A 17,564-nucleotide genomic window follows, 5' to 3' on the forward strand; every position below is an offset into this window, starting at 1 on the left:
CCCCGCTCATATGGTGCGCCCGGCTTTCGGGGCTGGGCTTCCAAGCATTTTCCCGCAACGCTTCAAAGGAGATCGCAATGGCGGGCCCTCATGAGCGGAACGGTGAAAGTGAGCGGAAACCGGGCAGCGCCGACGATGCCGACCTGTCAGCGAGACTGAAATCTCTCGACGAACGGATCTCCCAAGCATCCGCACATCGAGCCGAGTCAGAGCCTCGCGCCCGCCCGACGTCAGATTCCAACGCCATCGGCCAAGCCTTCAGGCTCTCGGCCGAATTCGTTGCAGGAGTTGCGGCCGGTGGAATTCTGGGTTGGCTTGTCGATCGCCTGTTCGGGACTTCCCCTTGGGGTCTGATCGTTTGTCTGATACTCGGCTTCTGCGCCGGGATGCTCAACTTGATGCGAGCAGCTGGGATGGTGAAACCCGCCCGGTATCACGATAAGCGGTGAAGGACTTAGGCTTTCGAACGCCGAACGGCATTTGATAACATCGAACTTTGAGAGCGGATCATGGCGAGCCCGATCGAACAATTCCAGATCAAGCCCATCATTCCGGTCATCAATTTCACCAATTCGTCCCTGTTCATGGTCGGCGCCGCCGCCGTGATCGTGGGCGGCCTGCTGTATGCCACGCGTAAGCGCGCCGTGGTCCCGGGCCGTGCCCAGTCGGTGGCCGAGGTCCTGCACGATTTCGTCGCGAACACGCTGGTCGATGCGACAGGCAAGGAGGGGATGAAGTTCTTCCCTCTCGTCTTCTCCCTCTTCATGTTCGTGCTGACGGCAAACCTGCTCGGCATGATCCCGGGCTTCTTCACCGTCACCAGCCACGTCATCGTCACCTTTGCCCTCGCCATGCTCGTCATCGGCACGGTGGTGGTCTACGGCTTCATGAAGCACGGCACCCACTTTCTCGGTCTCTTCGTGCCGTCGGGCGTGCCGGCATGGCTTTTGCCCTTCATCGTGGTGATTGAACTCGTCTCGTTCCTCTCCCGCCCGATTTCGCTCAGTCTGCGTCTTTTCGCGAACATGCTCGCGGGACACATCGCGCTGAAAGTTTTCGCTGGCTTCGTTGTGGCGCTGCTGGGCGCCGGCGGAGCGCTGACGATCCTCGCTCCGCTGCCGCTTCTCATGGCGGTTGCTCTCATGGCGCTCGAGTTCCTCGTCGCCGCTTTGCAGGCCTACGTCTTCACGGTGTTGACCTGCATCTACCTCAACGACGCGTTGCACCCGGGCCACTAGGTCTGCGCCGAGTTACTTCCCTCCCTCCCGATCACAGTATTCCCAAGGAGATCACAATGGATCCGATTGCTTTCAAGTACCTCGGCGCGGGCCTCGCCTGCATTGGCATGGGTCTCGCCGCTATGGGCGTCGGCAACATCTTCGGTAACTTCCTCTCCGGCGCTCTGCGCAATCCGTCGGCTGCCGACGGCCAGTTCGCCCGCGCCTTCATCGGTGCGGCGCTCGCAGAAGGTCTCGGCATCTTCTGTCTCGTCGTCGCTCTCGTTCTGCTCTTCACCTAATCTCAAGACGGTGATCGGGAGGCTGAGGCGCGCTAAGGCGCTTCGCCTCAACAGGGGTGACGGCGGATTGAACCGCCGTCATTCATGTTTCAGGCGTATCTTGCGGAAAAGTGGGAACCGGTTTTCCGTACTGAACGATACGCCAGTTTAGGGATTGAGCATCGGATCAATCCCAAAAGTGGAAACCACTTTTGGGTCCGATGCTAGGATTACTCGTCCTTTATAGGATCTGCTCCATGGCTCAGGCTCAGACGACCCATGCCACAACAGAGGCCCCTGGCGGCGCTCATGCGGATGTCGGCTTTCCGCCCTTCGAGACGGAAACCTATGCCGGTCAGCTCCTCTGGCTGGCGATCACCTTCGTGGTGCTCTACACCCTGCTCTCTCGGCTGGTCCTTCCCCGTCTGGGCGGAATCATCGAGAACCGCCGCGCGATGATCGCCAACGATCTCGACGACGCGGCTGCCATGAAATTCCGCGCAGAAGAAGCCGGCGCCGCCTACGAGAAGGCTCTCGCTGAGGCCAAGGGCCGTGCACAGGCTCTCGCGCAAGAAACCCGCGCCAAGCTCGCGGCTGAGAGCGACGCTAAGCGCAAGGCGCTCGAGGCCGACCTGAACCAGCGCCTCGCCGATGCGGAAGCGACGATCACATCCAAGAAGGCGGAGGCCATGAGCCACGTGGATGCCATCGCCCGCGACACGGCTTCCGCCATCATCGAGCGCCTCACCGGCAAGGCTCCGGCCGCACAGAAGGTCGAAGCCGCTCTCAACCAGATCAAGGCCTGATCGGGAGGTCCGCATGTTTGCTAGCGCTGAATTCTGGGTTGCGGTCGCCTTCGTCATCTTCTGGGGCATCCTGTTCTATTACGGCGTTCCCGGGAAGGTGCTGGGTCAGCTCGACTCCCGCGGCAAGCGCATTGCCGGTGAACTGGCCGAGGCCAAGCGCCTGCGCCAGGACGCCGAGCGGCTCTTGAAGGAATACGAGGCCAAGCGCACGGCCGCCGAGCAGGAGGCCGCCGACATCGTCTCCAACGCCCGCGCCGAGGCCGAGCGCCTTGCCGCCGAGGCGCAGGAGAAGATCACCGATTTCGTGAAGCGCCGTACGGCCACTGCCGAGGCGAAGATTGCCCAGGCCGAGGCTCAGGCTTCCGCCGAGGTCCGCGCCGCTGCCGTCGACGCCGCCATCAAGGCTTCCGAACGCGTCCTGCGCGACGAGATCACCGGTGCCACCGCCGCCTCGTTCGTGACGCAGAGCCTCAACGACGTGCGCACGAAGCTGCAATAAGAGCTTCGTTCCGGATAAAAGATCTCAAAGGCCGCCCTTGAGGCGGCCTTTTTGCTTGGAGATCGGACCCAAAAGTGGAATGCACTTTTGGGATTGATCCGATGCTCCACTCTTTGAAGAGCGCATCGTTCTGCGCGACCCTCTGAGTCCGCACGACGCGCTAGTGAGGACATGATGCTGCTGATCTTCGATTGCGACGGCGTGCTGGTCGATTCGGAAGTGTTGAGCTGCCGGATCGATGCCGAGTTTCTCACGCAAATCGGCATCCCCTACACGGCAGAGGAGATTGCGCGGCAATTTCTCGGGGTGAGCCTGAAAACCATGATTTCGCGAATCGAGACCGAGCGGAACTGCAAGCTCCCTGGCGACTTCAGCGAGCGCCTCAACCGCACCCTGTTTGCGCGCTTCGAAACGGATCTGAAACCGATCGAGGGGGTGCGGGATGCCATCCTATCCCTCCACTTCCCCCGCTGCGTCGCCTCATCCTCCATACCGGAGCGAATCGCTTTGTCCCTGCGGGTCACGGGTCTGGCAGACCTGTTCGACAACATCTTCAGCTCGTCTCAAGTCGCACGCGGAAAGCCGGCCCCAGACCTGTTCCTCCATGCTGCGGCCCAGATGAAGGCGAGCCCAACGGAATGTATCGTCATCGAGGATTCCAGCGCAGGCGTTCAGGCAGCCCGTGCTGCAGACATGCACGTCATCGGCTTCACCGGCGGCAGTCATTGCGGGCCGGAGCACGCAGAAAAGCTGCGGCAGGCAGGGGCACTGCGCATCATCGAGCGGATGACTGAACTTTCGGAGGCAATTCGAGCAATTGCATAGTCGATCAATGGGGAACGGCGTCTGAGCTCGTCGCTCTCTCCTGAAGACCTATTTGCAACTACTGACTTGCGCTCGGATCTTTCTGCTGACCTGAACTCGGTTGCGCTTTCGCGGGAAACAGGTCGGGGCGAACCTGCTTCATCCGTTCTCCTAAAGGCATTGCAAGCGTACGAGAATACTCGATCGTGATATGATGGGTATCTCGGAACACCAGCACATTGCCGCCTACGGGCAGGCAGAGTTTCTCGTCACAAAACCTGTCGGTGAGATCGATGAAATTCACATTCGCAGGCTTCGGGCTGAGCATGGAGGTCGGGTCGACCTCGTCGAATAGCTCACTCCGGGGAACCGCGCATTTCGAAATATCGCGTAGATTGGCCTCCATGCAATCTGGAGCATCGGGCCTCGTGCGCGCACTGTCCCGCACCGCAATCACAGAAATGTTGTCGCCTTCCAAACGCTTCCAATGCGCGAGGTATCCGTTCGGAATGTACTCGATCAAGCCTCCGACGCGCGATCGACGTCGGGTTGACGTCGTGAACACCACATCAGGATTAATCCTCCGCACCACATCGTGAACGTCCCGGTTCCATTGAGTACAGGATGGAACGCTTTCGACCTCGGTGCTGTATTGGCAGGCGCTCTTGGTGACGGCGACAATCTTCCACTTGTACTCGTGAGCGAGCCGTTCCAGCGCCGGCAACCAGTGCTCGGCATGAGAACCACCCACAAGCGCGATCGTCTTGAAGGGATTCTTCACCTCTCCATATACGCAGGTGAGAACCTCCGCCTCTGTCTCATTCTGCTGACAGAAGTTGGGATGCTTGTACTTGACGGCCGCAGCTCTCGGATAGACCGGAACGTTCGGTTTCACAGCGCGCTCAACGGCCATAGGCATGGAGCCACCAGGATAGTCGCTTCCCAGCTCCTCCAACGCATTCGACAGGAACAAATCTGGACGAACCTGCTGCATCCGCTGTCCGAGACGGCGAGCGAGAGTGCGGGCATATTCGGGGGTCATGTGACGGGCGTCGCGATACACCAGCACATTGCCCCCCACGGGCAGGCAAAGCTGTTCGTCACAGAACCTGTCGGTGAGGTCGATAAATCTGACGTTCCTCGGCTTCGGGCTGAGCTTGGATACTGGATCGATCTCGTCGAACAGTCGCCAGCGAGGAATTGCGCATTTCGCAATATCGTGCAGATTGACTTCTACACAGTCGAGAACATCTTCTCCCATGCTGGGAGTATGACGCAGAGCTATCGCAGTGATGCTGTTATCAGCCAACTTCTTCCATTGCGTGAGATAGCTCCCTGGAATGGCTTCCCTCGCCTCACTCTGCTGCATCCTCTGAGAGGTCGCTACCGTGAACACGACGTTCGGATGAAGCTTCAGCACGGCGTCATGCATCGCCTCGCTCCATACATCACAGGACGAGCAATCGCTTTCGGCAAGCACGACGATTTTCCACTTTTGAGCGGATGCAAGCGCTTCCAGAGCAGGCAACCACTGTTCGACCTGGGAGCCGCCGACAAGCGCAATCGTCTTCTGATAACCTTCAATCACACCATGAATACAAGTAACAATTCCCTGTTCCCCCTTTTCCTGCGAGCAGAAGTCGGCGGGAGCGTTTCTTGCTTCAGAGACCGTTGGGTGAAGGGGAACACCAGGCTTGATCGCTTTCGCCAGCGAGATCGGCTGGCTACCTCCTGGATATCTCCTCATCATCTGCTCTAGCGCAGCACTCTGCCGACGCTCTTGTACATCGTTCCACTTGTACCACACCGCGGATGCGGCAACGATTGGCAGGGCCAGTCCCACGGCCATGGCATGAACATGCCATGGGTTGCTTCTGCCGATAGACGATTGCTGAACAGGCTGTTCGAACCAGCGGTGCGTTGCATAAGCTCCGCATAGGGCAATCGCGATCACGGAGAGCCCGGCCACGAGGCCCAATTGTGTCTGCCCATCAACGATCAGGAAGAATACCAGAATCGGCCAGTGCCAGAGGTAGAAGGAGAATGAGATCTCTCCCAAAGCCACGAGCGGCTTCGAGGCAAGGATGTGGTCGGCCCCGAACCGGACACCACCGCCACCGGAGACAATGATCAGCACAGCCCCGAGCGTCGGCCACAGCGCGACATAGCCGGGGTAGTGTGCAGAGGCAGGCACAAGAAAGCCGCAACTCACCACCATGGCCAAGCCAACCCACCCGGCAACCAAGCGCAGAGCCGCTGGGAGATTCAGGTAAGGAAGTGCAATTGCCAGCATTCCGCCAAGGGCGAATTCCCATACGCGTGCGAGGGTGTTGAAGTAAGTTGGCGAAGGATTGAGATTGGTCTGAGTGATCGAATAGCCCAAGGAGACTATGAGTAACGCAGCCAAGCCAACGATGTAAGCAGAGGTGAAAACGCGAAGTCTCTTTGCAGCAATTGCAATGCCGAGCAACAAAAACGGCCACACGGCATAGAATTGCACCTGCACCGACAGGGCCCAGAATTGTTGGACAGGGCTTGGAGCCTCATCGCGGGCGAGATAGTCGACCGAGCTCATCATGAGCTTGATGTTCTCGAGATGAACGGCGCTATAGATGACCTCGGACAAAAGTCCTTGCTGACGAGACTGCGGCATCCATAACAGAGCCGCAACCAGCGTCAGTGCAAGAATGACACAGGCCATCGGAGTGATACGCTTGGCGATCCGCCCCCAGAAGGCAATGACATTGATTGTCTGTGTCCGCTTGATCTCCCGGTAAAGCGAACCCGTGATGAGAAAGCCCGAGATGACGAAGAAGACATCGACGCCTCCAGAAACACGTCCACCCCAGATGTGGAAGGCGGCGACGAGCAGGGCACCGATCGTTCGAATTCCCTGGATTTCGGGACGATAGTTGGAAGAAGCCTTCTTGGAATCCGTCATCGCGTCTGTCTGCATCAGTCACGATGTCGGGGCGCGGCGTGCCTCACGAATTCAGGCGCTCAACTGAGAAACCCTGCCCGCAGAGTATTGACTACGGTGAGAACCCATGCCGCACACGTCTCCCTGGAATCGTGCACATTGCCGTTACGTTACAACACGCATAGACCAGACAGGGCGATTTGCCTCCTCTCCGAACATGTAGGGTCCGAACCTGATTGCTCGGGTCGAGAAGCTTGGCGGTTCGCAAATGAAAATGCCGCCCAAATGGGCGGCATTCTCTTGATCGATATGGAAGGCAGGATTTACTCCGCCGCTTCCGCCATGGGCGCCGGTGGCGTCCACTTGAGGACCGGGTTGCGGGCGGCGCGGGTCTCGTCCAGGCGGCGGCGTGGGGCGTGGTAGGGGGCACCGGTGAAGCGCTCCGTGTCACCCTTCTTCGCTGCCATGGCGAGGTCGCGCAGGGTTGCGATGAAGAGGTCGAGGGAGGATTTCGATTCGGATTCCGTCGGCTCGATCAGCATCGCGCCATGCACCACCAGCGGGAAGTACATGGTCATCGGGTGATAGCCCTCGTCGATCATGGCCTTGGCCACATCGAGCGTGGTCACGCCCGTGTCCTTCAGCCACGCATCGTCGAACAGCACCTCGTGCATGCACGGCTTGTTGCCGAAGGGCAGCGAGAGGAGATCGGACAGGCCGGCGCGGATGTAGTTGGCGTTGAGCACTGCATCCTCTGACGCCTGCTTCATGCCGTCCGCGCCATGCGAGAGCATGTAGGACAGTGCGCGCACATACATGCCCATCTGGCCGTGGAAGGCGGTCATGCGGCCGAAAGGCTTTTCAGCTGCATCCGATTCCTGCTCCACCAGCTCGAAGCCCTCCTTGCCGGCCCGCACGAACGGCACCGGCGCGAAGGGCGCAAGACGCGCGGAGAGCACGACGGGTCCCGAGCCTGGACCACCGCCGCCGTGAGGCGTCGAGAAGGTCTTGTGCAGATTGATGTGCATGGCATCGACGCCGAGATCCCCGGGCTTGGCCTTGCCGACGATGGCGTTGAAGTTCGCACCGTCGCAGTAGAAGTACGCGCCCGCATCGTGGATCGCCTTCGCGATCTCCGCGACCTGCGGCTCGAAGAGACCGCAGGTGTTGGGATTCGTGAGCATGATCGCCGCCACATCGGGGCCGAGCAGCTTCTTCACGTCCTCCACATGCACGAAGCCGTCCTCACGCGCCGGCACGGGCTTCACGACGAAGCCGATGAGAGCGGCGGTAGCCGGGTTCGTGCCGTGTGCCGAATCAGGCACGAGCACCACGTTGCGGGTCTTGCCCTCGCCCTTCGCCTCGATGGCGGCCTTGATCGCCATCATGCCGCAGAGCTCGCCATGGGCGCCGGCCTTCGGCGAGAGAGCGACGGCCGTCATGTTGGTGAGCGTGACCAGATAGCGCCCAAGTTCGTTCATGAGCTCAAGCGCGCCCTGCACGGTGGAGACCGGCTGCAGCGGATGCACATCCGAGAAGCCCGGCAGGCGCGCCATGCGCTCGTTCAGGCGCGCGTTGTGCTTCATGGTGCAGGAACCGAGCGGAAAGAGGCCCGTGTCGATGCCGTAGTTCTGTTGGCTGAGGCGCACGTAGTGGCGCATGGTCTCGGGCTCGGAGAGACCCGGCAGACCGATGGGCTCCTTGCGCTCCAAACCGCCAAGACGCGGCTCGAAATCCTCCGGCTCGTCGAAATCGACGCCGGTCGTGTCATAGCGGCCGATCTCGAAGAGCAGCGGCTCGATCTGCGCCAGCGCCTTGTTGCCGGTGAAAGTCGGATGCGTTGTGGTGCCGGCTTCGCCGGCGGAAGAGGGGCGTCCCTGGCGGTTCAACATCACAGAACCTCCTTCAAGGCGGCGCAGAGGGCCGCGCGATCATCATCGGTGTTCACTTCGGTCGAAGCGACGAGCAACAGGTTGTCGAGGCCCGCATTCGGCAGGAGGCGCGACACGGGCACGCCTGCGAGCACGCCCTTCTCGGCGAGACGCTCGACGACGTCTGCCGCAGGCTTCGCCAGCTTCACGGTAAACTCGTTGAAGAACGTCTTGTTGAGCACATCGACGCCCTTCACGGCCGCGAGCTGATCGGCCAGCTTCACCGCATGGGCATGATTGATGCGGGCGAGGCGTGAGAGGCCCTTCTCGCCGAGCAGCGTCATGTGGATGGTGAAGGCCAGAGAGCAGAGGCCCGAATTGGTGCAGATGTTCGAGGTCGCCTTGTCGCGGCGGATATGCTGCTCGCGGGTCGAAAGCGTCAGCACGAAGCCGCGGTTGCCGTCCGCATCCACAGTCTCGCCGCAGAGGCGGCCCGGCATCTGGCGGATATATTTCGACTGGGTGGCGAAGAGGCCGACATAGGGGCCGCCGAAGTTCAGCGCATTGCCGATCGACTGCCCCTCACCCACCACGATGTCAGCGCCCTGGCTCCCGGGCGACTTGAGCAGGCCGAGCGACACCACTTCCGTGAACACGGCGATCAGCAACGCGCCATGCTGGTGCGCCTTGTCGGCGATAGGCTTCAGGTCACGCACATTGCCGAATACGTCCGGCGACTGCACGACGACGCAAGATGTCGTGTCGTCGATCTGCGAGAGGATGTCCTCGGTGCCGCTCACATCCGGCGCCATGATGACGGTTTCATCGCTCGCCATGTCGGAGAGCGTCTTCACCACATCGGTGTAGTGCGGATGCAGACCGCCCGAGAGAATGGCCTTGCGGCGCTTGGTGACGCGATGCGCCATGAGCACCGCTTCGCCCGTGCCGGTGGAGCCGTCATACATGGAGGCATTCGCCACATCCATGCCGGTGAGCGCTGCAACCTGAGTCTGGAACTCGAAGAGATATTGCAGCGTGCCCTGCGCGATCTCCGGCTGATACGGCGTGTAGCTCGTTAGGAACTCCGAGCGCTGGATCAGATGATCGACGGTCGCCGGCACATGGTGTTTGTAGGCGCCGGCGCCGACGAAGAACGGCACGGAGGAAGCCGAGATATTCTTCGCGGACATGCGGGAGAGGATGCGCTCCACCTCCAGTTCGCCTTTGCGGCGCGGCAGATCCACCGGCTCTTTCAGAAGCAGGTTCGTCGGCACATCGTCAAAGAGTTCGTCGACATGTTTGACGCCGATCCGCGCGAGCATCTCGCCGCGGTCGGTATCGGACAAAGGCAAATAGCGCATCGGCAAAAAACCTTGGGTGAGTTAGTGCGAGGGAATGCCGGCCACGACAATGTCCGTGAGAACGGAATTGGCGATGAAGCATTCCTTGTGGGCGAGGTGATGCATGTCGGCGATCTGCTCCGGCGTCGGAATCTTGTCGCCCGAGAATTCGATTTTCGGGTCCAGGGTGACCTTGGAGACGAAGAGCTTGCCGTGTTCGTTCTTGGTCATGATGCCGAGCGCCTCGTCTTCATAAAGATCGACGACGAAGCGCTTCTTGGCGGCAATCGACAGGAAGGTGAGCATGTGACAGCTGGAGATCGCCGCCACGAAAGCCTCCTCCGGATCGATGGCATCCTCCCGCGAGAGGGGTAACGGCACGACGGAGGGCGATGCGGAGCCCGGCACTTCGATGCCGCCATCGAAGCTCCAAATATGGTCGCGGCTGTAGCGGTTGTCGGAGAAGATCTCGTCCGCTCCGCGTGTCCAGCGAATCGTCGCCTTGTATTCGTGCGCCATTGCCGTCTTCTCTTTTTAAGAGATCGACTTCACGAATTCCTGATACTGCTCTTCGGTCAGAAGACCGTCGAGCTCGCTCGGATTCGTCAGGCGGATCTTCATGAACCAGCCGCGGCCGGCCGGATCCTCATTGACCGTGCCGGGGGAGGCTTCGAGATCGCGATTGACGTCGACCACCTCGCCGGAGACCGGCGCATAGACTTCGCTCGCAGCCTTCACGCTCTCGACGACCGCGGCTTCATCGCCCTTCGACAGAGTCTTGCCGACGCTCGGCAGCTCCACGAAAACGACGTCGCCGAGCTGGCTCTGCGCATAGTCGGAAATGCCGACGATGCCGGCATCGCCCTCGACGCGGATGTATTCGTGGTCCTTGGTGTAGCGTGTGGTCATGATGAATTCCCTCTTGTGAGTTGTCAGCGCTTGTAGCGATGAGGAGCAAACGGCATGGTCGCGACCTTGGCCGGCAGCGGCTTGCCGCGAACGATGAGATGAAGATCCGTTCCGACAGCGGACACGTCCTTCGCGACATAGCCCATGGCGACCGGGCCGTTGACCGTGGGGCCGAAGCCGCCGGAGGTCACGATGCCGACCTCGCGCCCGTCGGGCGTGGTGATGACGGTTCCCTCACGGGCCGGAGCGCGGCCTTCCGGCTTGATGCCGACGCGAACACGCGCAGCACCGTCCCTGATCTCGCGCTGAACGCGCTCGGCTCCGGGAAAGCCCCCCTCCTCACGGCGACGCTTCTGGATCGACCAGATCAGGCCGGCTTCGATAGGCGAAGTGGTGGTGTCGATATCGTGGCCATAAAGGCACAGGCCCGCTTCGAGGCGCAGCGAATCACGGGCACCGAGACCGATGGCCTTCACCTCCGGATCGGCAAGCAGCGTGTTCCAGAGCTTGGCCGCATCCCCAGCCTTGCAGGAAATCTCGAAACCGTCCTCACCGGTGTAGCCGGAGCGGGAGACGTGGCACCAGACGCCATCGATCTGCACATCCGCAGACATCATGAACGGAAGGGGCGCCGTCTCGGGCGCAAGCTTCGCCAGAACGGCCTCTGCCGAGGGCCCCTGCAGGGCCATCAGCGCCAGGCCGTCTTTAGGATTCAAGGAGACACCCTTGGGCAGGCGAGCCTGGATATGGGCGTAATCGGCCTCCTTCATGGAGGCGTTCACCACCAGATAAAGCCAGCCCTCGTGGCCGGGGGCGCCGACGCGGGTGACCATGAGGTCGTCGAGGATGCCGCCATCATCGGCCAGAAGCTGCGAATAGCGCTGCTGGTTCGGCTTCAGGTTCAGCACATCGGCGGGAATCAGCGCCTCGAGCGCCTTGGCCACGGTCTCGTGGCTCTTGTCCTCGGCGACGAGAAAGGCCTGGCCCATATGGGAGACATCGAACAGGCCCGCATGCTCGCGGGTCCAGTTGTGCTCGGTCAGGATGCCGGCGGGGTACTGCACCGGCATGTCGTAGCCGGCGAAAGGCACCATGCGGGCGCCAAGCGCCACATGCTCGGCATGGAGCGGAGTTTGCAGGAGCGGCTCGTCGCTATGCGCATGCTCGGCCATCGGGTTCCCTCAAAAGGTGCGCGTTCCATCGAGCCTTGTGGCCCGTTGCTGTGCGCCCCCTCTGTCCCGAGACCTGAGAGATTTCCCTGGCGCTTTTGCGGCAGGTTACGCCCGTCGGTGGGCGACGCTTATCGAAACGTCGCCGCTTTCCAGAGTGCCAGCTCCCACGCGGTCCTTTGGCCTGAGCGTTTCCGGGGCGGTTGCGCCTTCGGCGCCGGGCTCAAGGCCCGGTCTCTTCCGCGGGGATCATCGGCTGGGTTTAGCTCTGAAGAGGAATTGGACGCCTGTCAACAAAGCAAGGGCTTTCTGCTCACCCTTTAATTGACGGCGGGGCTTCGACGCTCCATCTTAGGCGCCATCATTCACAGAAGGGGAGAAGCGCGGCCTGATCCGGTCAGCAGCTCCATGCATCGTTGCTTGAACTGATCATCGCTCTCGCTCTCGTCGCCCTCAACGGCGTCTTCGCTCTTTCCGAACTCGCGATCGTGTCCGCCCGCCGCCCCCGCCTTAAGGCCATGGCCGAGCAGGGCCGCTCGGGCGCCAGCACAGCCTTGATTCTCATGGAGGATTCGGGCCGGTTCCTGTCCACGGTCCAGATCGGCATCACGCTCGTCGGCATTTTGGCCGGCGCCTTTTCCGGCGCCGCACTCGGCGACCGGCTGACCCAGTTCTTCCTCGCCCAGGGCATGCCCGAGGGTGCGGCCGAGCCCCTCGGCTACGGCCTCGTGATCGGCGCGATCACCTATCTCTCCATCGTCATCGGCGAACTGGTGCCGAAGCAGCTGGCGCTCCGCAACTCGGAAACCATTGCCTGCACCATGGCTCCCATGATGCTGGTACTCTCGAAGGTCGCCGCCCCTGCCGTCTGGCTGCTCAACGCCTCCACCAGCCTGATCTTCCGCCTCCTGGGGACCAAGTCCGACGACTCGTCGACGGTCACCGAAGAGGAGATCAAGATGCTCGTCGGCGAGGCCGAGAGCGCCGGCGTGATCGAGGAGGAGGAGCGCCGCATGATTTCCGGCGTGCTCCGCCTCGGTGACCGCACGGTGCGCGGACTCATGACCCCTCGCACGGATGTGGACTGGATCGACCTCGACGATGACGACGAAGCGATCCGCGAATTGCTGATCGAGACCCCGCATTCCCGCCTGCCCGTCAGCGAGGGTTCGCCCGACAACGTGATCGGTGTCGTCCAGTCGCGGGAGCTTCTCGCGGCCCTTCTGTCGGGCCAGCCCCTGGACATCCGCGGCCACGTTCAGCAGGCCCCCGTCATTCCGGATACGCTTTATGCCCTCGACGCGCTCGCCACCTTACGCGACGCGGAGGTGCCGATGGCGATCGTCCATGACGAATACGGGCATTTCGAAGGGGTCGTGACTCCGGCCGATGCCCTCGAGGCCATCGTCGGCGCCTTCCGCTCGGACGGCGAGGCGCCCGAGCCCGATGCCATCCGGCGCGAGGACGGCTCCTGGCTGCTCGCCGGCTCCATGCCGGTCGATGAAATGGCCGAGGCCCTGGGCGTCACGCTGCCCGAGACCCGTAGCTATCATACCGTGGGCGGACTGGTGATCAGCGAGCTCCAGCATCTGCCCAGCACGGGCGAGCACGTCGATGCCTTCGGCTGGCGCTTCGAGGTCATCGACCTGGACGAACGCCGGATCGACAAAGTCCTGGCCGCTCCCCTCAACCAGAGAGCGGGCGCTGCCGCTCTCCATTAAGTAGATTGGGTGGCTTAGCCGCGCCGGCCTGCCGCGCGGCCGCCGAGGCCGACTTCGATCTCGAAGCTATTGGCATTGGCGGCGGGAACCACGATGCCGTCTTCGATCACGGAGACGGTCGTCCGGCTCTGGCCGGCCGGGATCGCGGCCGCCACGCGGCGGGTCCGATTGGCGAAGACGGTCGAGCCGTCCTTCACGACGATCTGGATCGGCACGTCGTAGCGGCCGGCTGATCCACCGACGCCGACCAGCGCCTGCGCCTCGACCCCGACCCTAACCAGGGTCGTCCCGTCAGGCTGGCCGATGCATTCGCGGGCCAGCTCTCCCAGGGCGATCTGGCTGCGCACGGAGCCGCCCTCTCCGCCCCCGCGGGCCTGTATGGCAGCACCGCCGTCGACGACTTCGATGGTCGGGCAATAGACGTCCCGGGTCTCGGCCGCCTGGGCCGACGCCTGGGTCGTGCCCGCCGTCAGCAGCATGTCGCCGACGCCGAAGCCACCCTCGCCCGGCGCGCCGCAACCCGTCAGGGCCGACAGGCCGAGCACAGCGAGCATCCATCCGGCCTTTCGGCTCAATCCATCTCTCATGATTGCCCCCACGCTCTCGTTCATCTGTTACGGAAGGGCATCGAACCCGGCCGCAAATCCGTTCAGGGACACGGGAATCCCGATCCCTTCCTCGGGTGTCTGGAAGACGATGAAGGTGGCCGTCTGACCCGTCTTCATCTGGTTGATCAGGCTATCCTCCATCACGACCTCGGCCACGCAACCGGTGGCGAGGCAGCGCACGAATCCGGCGCGCCCGATATCCGTCTGGTCGATCTTGAGACCCAGGCCTGACGGCAACAGGATACCAAGCGGCGCGACGACGCGCAGGAGCCGGCTTTTGCCGTCGGCGGTTTTCAACACGATAATGACGAGGGTGACGTTGGGGCGGTCCTCGGCGACAACGTTCTGCACGAGCGCGCATTGCTCGGCTGTTGCACCAGCCGGGGTCTCGCAGCGCATCTGCCACTCACCATAGGTGTTCTTGACCATGCCCTGAGCGCCGGCGCCGCTGGCCCCGAACAGGGCGGTCAGCCCCAGGATTGCCGTCGCACAATGGCGAGCCCATCGCGATGCGCCCATCGGATTCTCCATTCATTAACCCTGTTCGAGGGTCGCGGCCGGCCGCCGCTTTAAATCCATCTTTGGCCCGTTGGGACCATGGCAGAGGGCGCGATGTCAAGCGAGAGGGACCGTTTGGAGGGTCGAAATGATTTTTGGCGGTTATGACGCACAGTTTGGAACGCTTCTACCGTTGCGCTTAAGCGCGTCCTGTGATCTTTGACGCAGATCAAAGGTGATGGCGCAAGCCGGGCACCGCTTTCCGCACGCCCGCGCCTTCCCCGATGCTTTCATGGCCCTTGGCCATCACATCTTTAGGAGCTTTGGAACGCCGATGCGGATCGAGACTGGACGTCGATCGGTGACCGCCCTCTCCACGGCAGCGGTCGCACTTGTGTTGGGCATAAGTGAGGCGTGCGCTGCCGCCGGCAGGCCCTCCCCCTGGGAAATGGGCATGCAGGAGATGGTGACCGAGTTGGGACAGAGCGTGTCCAACTTCCACACCTACCTTCTCTGGCTGATCACCGTGATCTGCCTTTTCGTGCTGGCCCTGCTCCTTGCGGTCGTTGCCCGCTTCAACGAGAACAAGAATCCGGTTCCTTCAAGGACCACCCATCACACCCTGCTCGAGGTGGCCTGGACCATCGTTCCTGTGCTGATCCTCGTGGCGATCGCCATCCCGTCCTTCCGTCTTCTGCGCCAGCAGCTCGTGCCGCCGCAGGCCGATCTCGTGGTGAAGGCCACCGGCTTTTCCTGGTACTGGGGCTATGAATACCCGGCCGACCAGGGCGGCGGCTTCAAGTTCGATTCGAACATGATCACCGAAGCCAAGGATCTGAAGTCCGACCAGCCGCGACTGCTCGGCGCCGACAACGCCATGGTCGTGCCGGTGGGCAAGGTCGTGCGGGTCCAGGTGACCTCCGCCGACGTGATCCACGCCTTCGCCATGCCATCCTTCTACATCAAGGTCGACGCGGTTCCCGGCCGCCTGAACGAGACCTGGTTCAAGGCCGATAAGGTGGGCGTCTATTACGGCCAGTGCTCGGAGCTCTGCGGCAACGGCCACCCCTACATGCCGATCGAAATCCGTGTCGTGAGCGAGCAGGATTATGCCGCATGGCTGACCGAGGCGAAGCAGAAGTATGCTTCGACCGAGAGCCCTGCCCCGCTCAAGTTCGCGACCGCTCAGTAATTGTAAGAAGGACCACAGAGGTCTCATCATGGCACATGCAGCTGATGCCGCTCACGCGGATCACCACGATCACCTTCCGACCTTCTGGCGCCGGTGGTTCTATTCCACGAACCACAAGGATATCGGCACGCTCTACCTCATCTTCGGCTTCACGGCAGGCATCGTCGGCGGCCTTCTCTCCATCGCCATGCGCCTGGAGCTGCAGGATCCCGGCCTTCAGTATTTCGCGAATCCGCAAGCCTTCAACGTCTTCGTCACCGGCCACGGCCTCATCATGGTGTTCTTCATGGTGATGCCCACGCTGATCGGCGGCTTCGGCAACTGGTTCATCCCGATCATGATCGGCGCGCCCGACATGGCCTTCCCGCGGATGAACAACATCTCGTTCTGGCTCACCGTTTCGGCCTTTGGCCTGATGCTCTGCTCGCTCTTCGTCGAAGGCGCTCCGGGCTCGCTCGGCTTCGGCGGCGGCTGGACGGTTTATCCGCCGCTCTCGACCACGGGCCATCCGGGTCCCGCACTCGACTTCGGCATCCTGGCCCTGCACCTCGCCGGTGCGGCCTCGATCCTCGGCGCGATCAACTTCATCACGACGATCCTCAACATGCGCGCTCCGGGCATGACGCTGCACAAGATGCCGCTCTTCGCCTGGGCCATGCTGGTGACGGCGTTCCTGCTGCTCCTGTCGCTGCCGGTTCTCGCGGGCGCGATCACGATGCTGCTCACCGACCGCAACTTCGGCACGACCTTCTTCGAGCCGTCCGGCGGTGGTGATCCGGTGCTCTACCAGCACCTGTTCTGGTTCTTCGGCCACCCCGAAGTGTACATCATGATCCTGCCGGCCTTCGGCATCGTGTCCCACATCATCTCCACCTTCTCCAAGAAGCCGATCTTCGGTTATCTCGGCATGGCCTATGCCATGGTGGCGATCGGCGTGGTCGGCTTCGTCGTGTGGGCGCACCACATGTACACCGTCGGCCTCTCGCTCCAGACCCAGGCCTACTTCGTGTTCGCCACGATGGTGATCGCGGTTCCCACCGGCGTGAAGATCTTCTCGTGGATCGCCACCATGTGGGGAGGCTCCATCCGCTTCACGGCAGCGATGCAGTGGGCCATGGGCTTCGTGTTCCTGTTCACGGTCGGTGGCGTCACCGGCGTCGTGCTGGCGAATGCTCCCATCGACCGCTACATGCACGACACCTACTATGTGGTGGCTCACTTCCACTACGTATTGTCGCTCGGCGCTGTCTTCGTGATCTTTGCTGGCATCTACTACTGGTTCCCGAAGATCACCGGCTACATGATGCCCGACTGGATCGGCAAGTTGCACTTCTGGGTCGCGTTCATCGGCGCCAACGTGCTGTTCTTCCCGATGCACTTCCTCGGCCTCTCCGGCATGCCCCGTCGCTATGCGGATTATCCGGATGCCTTCGCGGGCTGGAACCTCGTCTCTTCGATCGGTTCCTACATCTTCTTCGCCGGCCTCTTCATCTTCATGTTTGGCGTCGTCTATTCCTTCATTCGCAAGGAAAAGGCTGCCGACAATCCGTGGGGTGAGGGTGCGACGACGCTGGAATGGACCCTGTCCTCTCCGCCTCCGTACCACCAGTTCGAGACGCTGCCCCGCGTCGTCGACACCGGGCACTAAATGAAACGAGTGGGCGGCACCGCGCCGCCCGCTCCTCCCCAGAGGGCTTGCGATTTCAAGCCTTCCGGCGAGGAGCCGACA

General features: G+C 61.9%; 17 protein-coding genes and 1 riboswitch. Of the genes, 9 read left to right on the plus strand and 8 right to left on the minus strand.

Annotated elements, in window-relative coordinates; translation table 11 throughout:
- The first annotated feature begins 77 nt into the window (after nucleotides 1-77).
- From JO965_RS19780 to JO965_RS19805, 6 genes are all read left to right on the plus strand, one after another.
- Complete coding sequence (locus JO965_RS19780) at nucleotides 78-449, plus strand: AtpZ/AtpI family protein (protein WP_203440715.1); 372 nt, start codon at nucleotides 78-80, stop codon at nucleotides 447-449.
- 60 nt (nucleotides 450-509) lie between these two features.
- On the plus strand, nucleotides 510-1,238 hold the full coding sequence (locus tag JO965_RS19785) for a F0F1 ATP synthase subunit A (protein WP_203440716.1): 729 nt from the start codon (nucleotides 510-512) through the stop codon (nucleotides 1,236-1,238).
- 56 nt (nucleotides 1,239-1,294) lie between these two features.
- A complete protein-coding gene (locus JO965_RS19790) occupies nucleotides 1,295-1,519 on the plus strand; it encodes a F0F1 ATP synthase subunit C (RefSeq protein WP_099508815.1) in 225 nt (74 codons plus the stop codon).
- A 236-nt stretch (nucleotides 1,520-1,755) separates the two neighbouring features.
- On the plus strand, nucleotides 1,756-2,304 hold the full coding sequence (locus tag JO965_RS19795; RefSeq protein ID WP_203440717.1) for a F0F1 ATP synthase subunit B': 549 nt from the start codon (nucleotides 1,756-1,758) through the stop codon (nucleotides 2,302-2,304).
- A gap of 13 nt (nucleotides 2,305-2,317) precedes the next feature.
- Nucleotides 2,318-2,803 carry an ATP F0F1 synthase subunit B gene (locus JO965_RS19800; RefSeq protein ID WP_203440718.1) on the plus strand — a complete coding sequence of 162 codons (486 nt, stop codon included), beginning with the start codon at nucleotides 2,318-2,320 and terminating at the stop codon, nucleotides 2,801-2,803.
- 171 nt (nucleotides 2,804-2,974) lie between these two features.
- The gene (locus tag JO965_RS19805) at nucleotides 2,975-3,628 is read left to right on the plus strand and encodes an HAD family hydrolase (RefSeq protein ID WP_371826808.1); all 654 of its coding nucleotides are present in this window, start codon (nucleotides 2,975-2,977) and stop codon (nucleotides 3,626-3,628) included.
- 58 nt (nucleotides 3,629-3,686) lie between these two features.
- On the opposite strand, the gene JO965_RS19810 is transcribed toward JO965_RS19805, so the two are convergent.
- From JO965_RS19810 to gcvT, 6 genes are all read right to left on the minus strand, one after another.
- Nucleotides 3,687-6,548 (minus strand): acyltransferase family protein, encoded by a 2,862-nt coding sequence (locus JO965_RS19810; RefSeq protein ID WP_203440719.1) that lies wholly within the window; start codon nucleotides 6,546-6,548, stop codon nucleotides 3,687-3,689.
- A gap of 302 nt (nucleotides 6,549-6,850) precedes the next feature.
- Entirely contained in the window at nucleotides 6,851-8,419 is a 1,569-nt protein-coding gene (gcvPB, locus tag JO965_RS19815) for an aminomethyl-transferring glycine dehydrogenase subunit GcvPB (RefSeq protein ID WP_203440720.1), read from the minus strand.
- The gene (gene gcvPA / locus JO965_RS19820) at nucleotides 8,419-9,759 is read right to left on the minus strand and encodes an aminomethyl-transferring glycine dehydrogenase subunit GcvPA (protein WP_203440721.1); all 1,341 of its coding nucleotides are present in this window, start codon (nucleotides 9,757-9,759) and stop codon (nucleotides 8,419-8,421) included. Before gcvPA ends, gcvPB begins: the two co-directional genes overlap by 1 nt.
- 21 nt (nucleotides 9,760-9,780) lie before the next feature.
- The gene (locus JO965_RS19825) at nucleotides 9,781-10,257 is read right to left on the minus strand and encodes an OsmC family protein (protein WP_203440722.1); all 477 of its coding nucleotides are present in this window, start codon (nucleotides 10,255-10,257) and stop codon (nucleotides 9,781-9,783) included.
- A gap of 15 nt (nucleotides 10,258-10,272) precedes the next feature.
- The gene (gene gcvH / locus JO965_RS19830) at nucleotides 10,273-10,647 is read right to left on the minus strand and encodes a glycine cleavage system protein GcvH (RefSeq protein WP_203445272.1); all 375 of its coding nucleotides are present in this window, start codon (nucleotides 10,645-10,647) and stop codon (nucleotides 10,273-10,275) included.
- A gap of 23 nt (nucleotides 10,648-10,670) precedes the next feature.
- A complete protein-coding gene (gcvT, locus tag JO965_RS19835; protein ID WP_203440723.1) occupies nucleotides 10,671-11,819 on the minus strand; it encodes a glycine cleavage system aminomethyltransferase GcvT in 1,149 nt (382 codons plus the stop codon).
- Between the two features lie 159 nt (nucleotides 11,820-11,978).
- Nucleotides 11,979-12,069, minus strand: a riboswitch (glycine riboswitch).
- A 163-nt stretch (nucleotides 12,070-12,232) separates the two neighbouring features.
- Between gcvT and JO965_RS19840 the strand changes: the two genes are divergently transcribed.
- On the plus strand, nucleotides 12,233-13,537 hold the full coding sequence (locus JO965_RS19840; protein ID WP_203440724.1) for a hemolysin family protein: 1,305 nt from the start codon (nucleotides 12,233-12,235) through the stop codon (nucleotides 13,535-13,537).
- A gap of 14 nt (nucleotides 13,538-13,551) precedes the next feature.
- Here JO965_RS19840 and JO965_RS19845 read toward each other — a convergent pair whose 3' ends face one another.
- Together JO965_RS19845 and JO965_RS19850 are read right to left on the minus strand one after the other, a co-directional pair.
- Nucleotides 13,552-14,124 carry a hypothetical protein gene (locus JO965_RS19845; protein ID WP_203440725.1) on the minus strand — a complete coding sequence of 191 codons (573 nt, stop codon included), beginning with the start codon at nucleotides 14,122-14,124 and terminating at the stop codon, nucleotides 13,552-13,554.
- Between the two features lie 27 nt (nucleotides 14,125-14,151).
- Nucleotides 14,152-14,664 (minus strand): invasion associated locus B family protein, encoded by a 513-nt coding sequence (locus tag JO965_RS19850; protein WP_203440726.1) that lies wholly within the window; start codon nucleotides 14,662-14,664, stop codon nucleotides 14,152-14,154.
- Between the two features lie 313 nt (nucleotides 14,665-14,977).
- Between JO965_RS19850 and coxB the strand changes: the two genes are divergently transcribed.
- Both coxB and ctaD read left to right on the plus strand, forming a co-directional pair.
- Entirely contained in the window at nucleotides 14,978-15,835 is an 858-nt protein-coding gene (gene coxB / locus JO965_RS19855; RefSeq protein ID WP_203444275.1) for a cytochrome c oxidase subunit II, read from the plus strand.
- Nucleotides 15,836-15,863: 28 nt separating this feature from the next.
- Complete coding sequence (gene ctaD / locus JO965_RS19860) at nucleotides 15,864-17,483, plus strand: cytochrome c oxidase subunit I (RefSeq protein WP_203440727.1); 1,620 nt, start codon at nucleotides 15,864-15,866, stop codon at nucleotides 17,481-17,483.
- Nucleotides 17,484-17,564: the final 81 nt, after the last annotated feature.

The sequence above is a fragment of the Microvirga sp. VF16 genome (assembly GCF_016864375.1).
Classification (GTDB): Bacteria; Pseudomonadota; Alphaproteobacteria; order Rhizobiales; family Beijerinckiaceae; genus Microvirga.

What these genes read in the sequence shown, in the direction of transcription:
- JO965_RS19780 (WP_203440715.1), top strand. Translation starts at nt 78, where the DNA reads ATGGCGGGCCCTCATGAGCGGAACGGTGAAAGTGAGCGGAAACCGGGC.
- JO965_RS19785 (WP_203440716.1), top strand. Translation starts at nt 510, where the DNA reads ATGGCGAGCCCGATCGAACAATTCCAGATCAAGCCCATCATTCCGGTC.
- JO965_RS19790 (WP_099508815.1), top strand. Translation starts at nt 1,295, where the DNA reads ATGGATCCGATTGCTTTCAAGTACCTCGGCGCGGGCCTCGCCTGCATT.
- JO965_RS19795 (WP_203440717.1), top strand. Translation starts at nt 1,756, where the DNA reads ATGGCTCAGGCTCAGACGACCCATGCCACAACAGAGGCCCCTGGCGGC.
- JO965_RS19800 (WP_203440718.1), top strand. Translation starts at nt 2,318, where the DNA reads ATGTTTGCTAGCGCTGAATTCTGGGTTGCGGTCGCCTTCGTCATCTTC.
- JO965_RS19805 (WP_371826808.1), top strand. Translation starts at nt 2,975, where the DNA reads ATGATGCTGCTGATCTTCGATTGCGACGGCGTGCTGGTCGATTCGGAA.
- JO965_RS19810 (WP_203440719.1), bottom strand. Translation starts at nt 6,548, where the DNA reads ATGACGGATTCCAAGAAGGCTTCTTCCAACTATCGTCCCGAAATCCAG.
- gcvPB (WP_203440720.1), bottom strand. Translation starts at nt 8,419, where the DNA reads ATGTTGAACCGCCAGGGACGCCCCTCTTCCGCCGGCGAAGCCGGCACC.
- gcvPA (WP_203440721.1), bottom strand. Translation starts at nt 9,759, where the DNA reads ATGCGCTATTTGCCTTTGTCCGATACCGACCGCGGCGAGATGCTCGCG.
- JO965_RS19825 (WP_203440722.1), bottom strand. Translation starts at nt 10,257, where the DNA reads ATGGCGCACGAATACAAGGCGACGATTCGCTGGACACGCGGAGCGGAC.
- gcvH (WP_203445272.1), bottom strand. Translation starts at nt 10,647, where the DNA reads ATGACCACACGCTACACCAAGGACCACGAATACATCCGCGTCGAGGGC.
- gcvT (WP_203440723.1), bottom strand. Translation starts at nt 11,819, where the DNA reads ATGGCCGAGCATGCGCATAGCGACGAGCCGCTCCTGCAAACTCCGCTC.
- JO965_RS19845 (WP_203440725.1), bottom strand. Translation starts at nt 14,124, where the DNA reads ATGAGAGATGGATTGAGCCGAAAGGCCGGATGGATGCTCGCTGTGCTC.
- JO965_RS19850 (WP_203440726.1), bottom strand. Translation starts at nt 14,664, where the DNA reads ATGGGCGCATCGCGATGGGCTCGCCATTGTGCGACGGCAATCCTGGGG.
- coxB (WP_203444275.1), top strand. Translation starts at nt 14,978, where the DNA reads ATGCGGATCGAGACTGGACGTCGATCGGTGACCGCCCTCTCCACGGCA.
- ctaD (WP_203440727.1), top strand. Translation starts at nt 15,864, where the DNA reads ATGGCACATGCAGCTGATGCCGCTCACGCGGATCACCACGATCACCTT.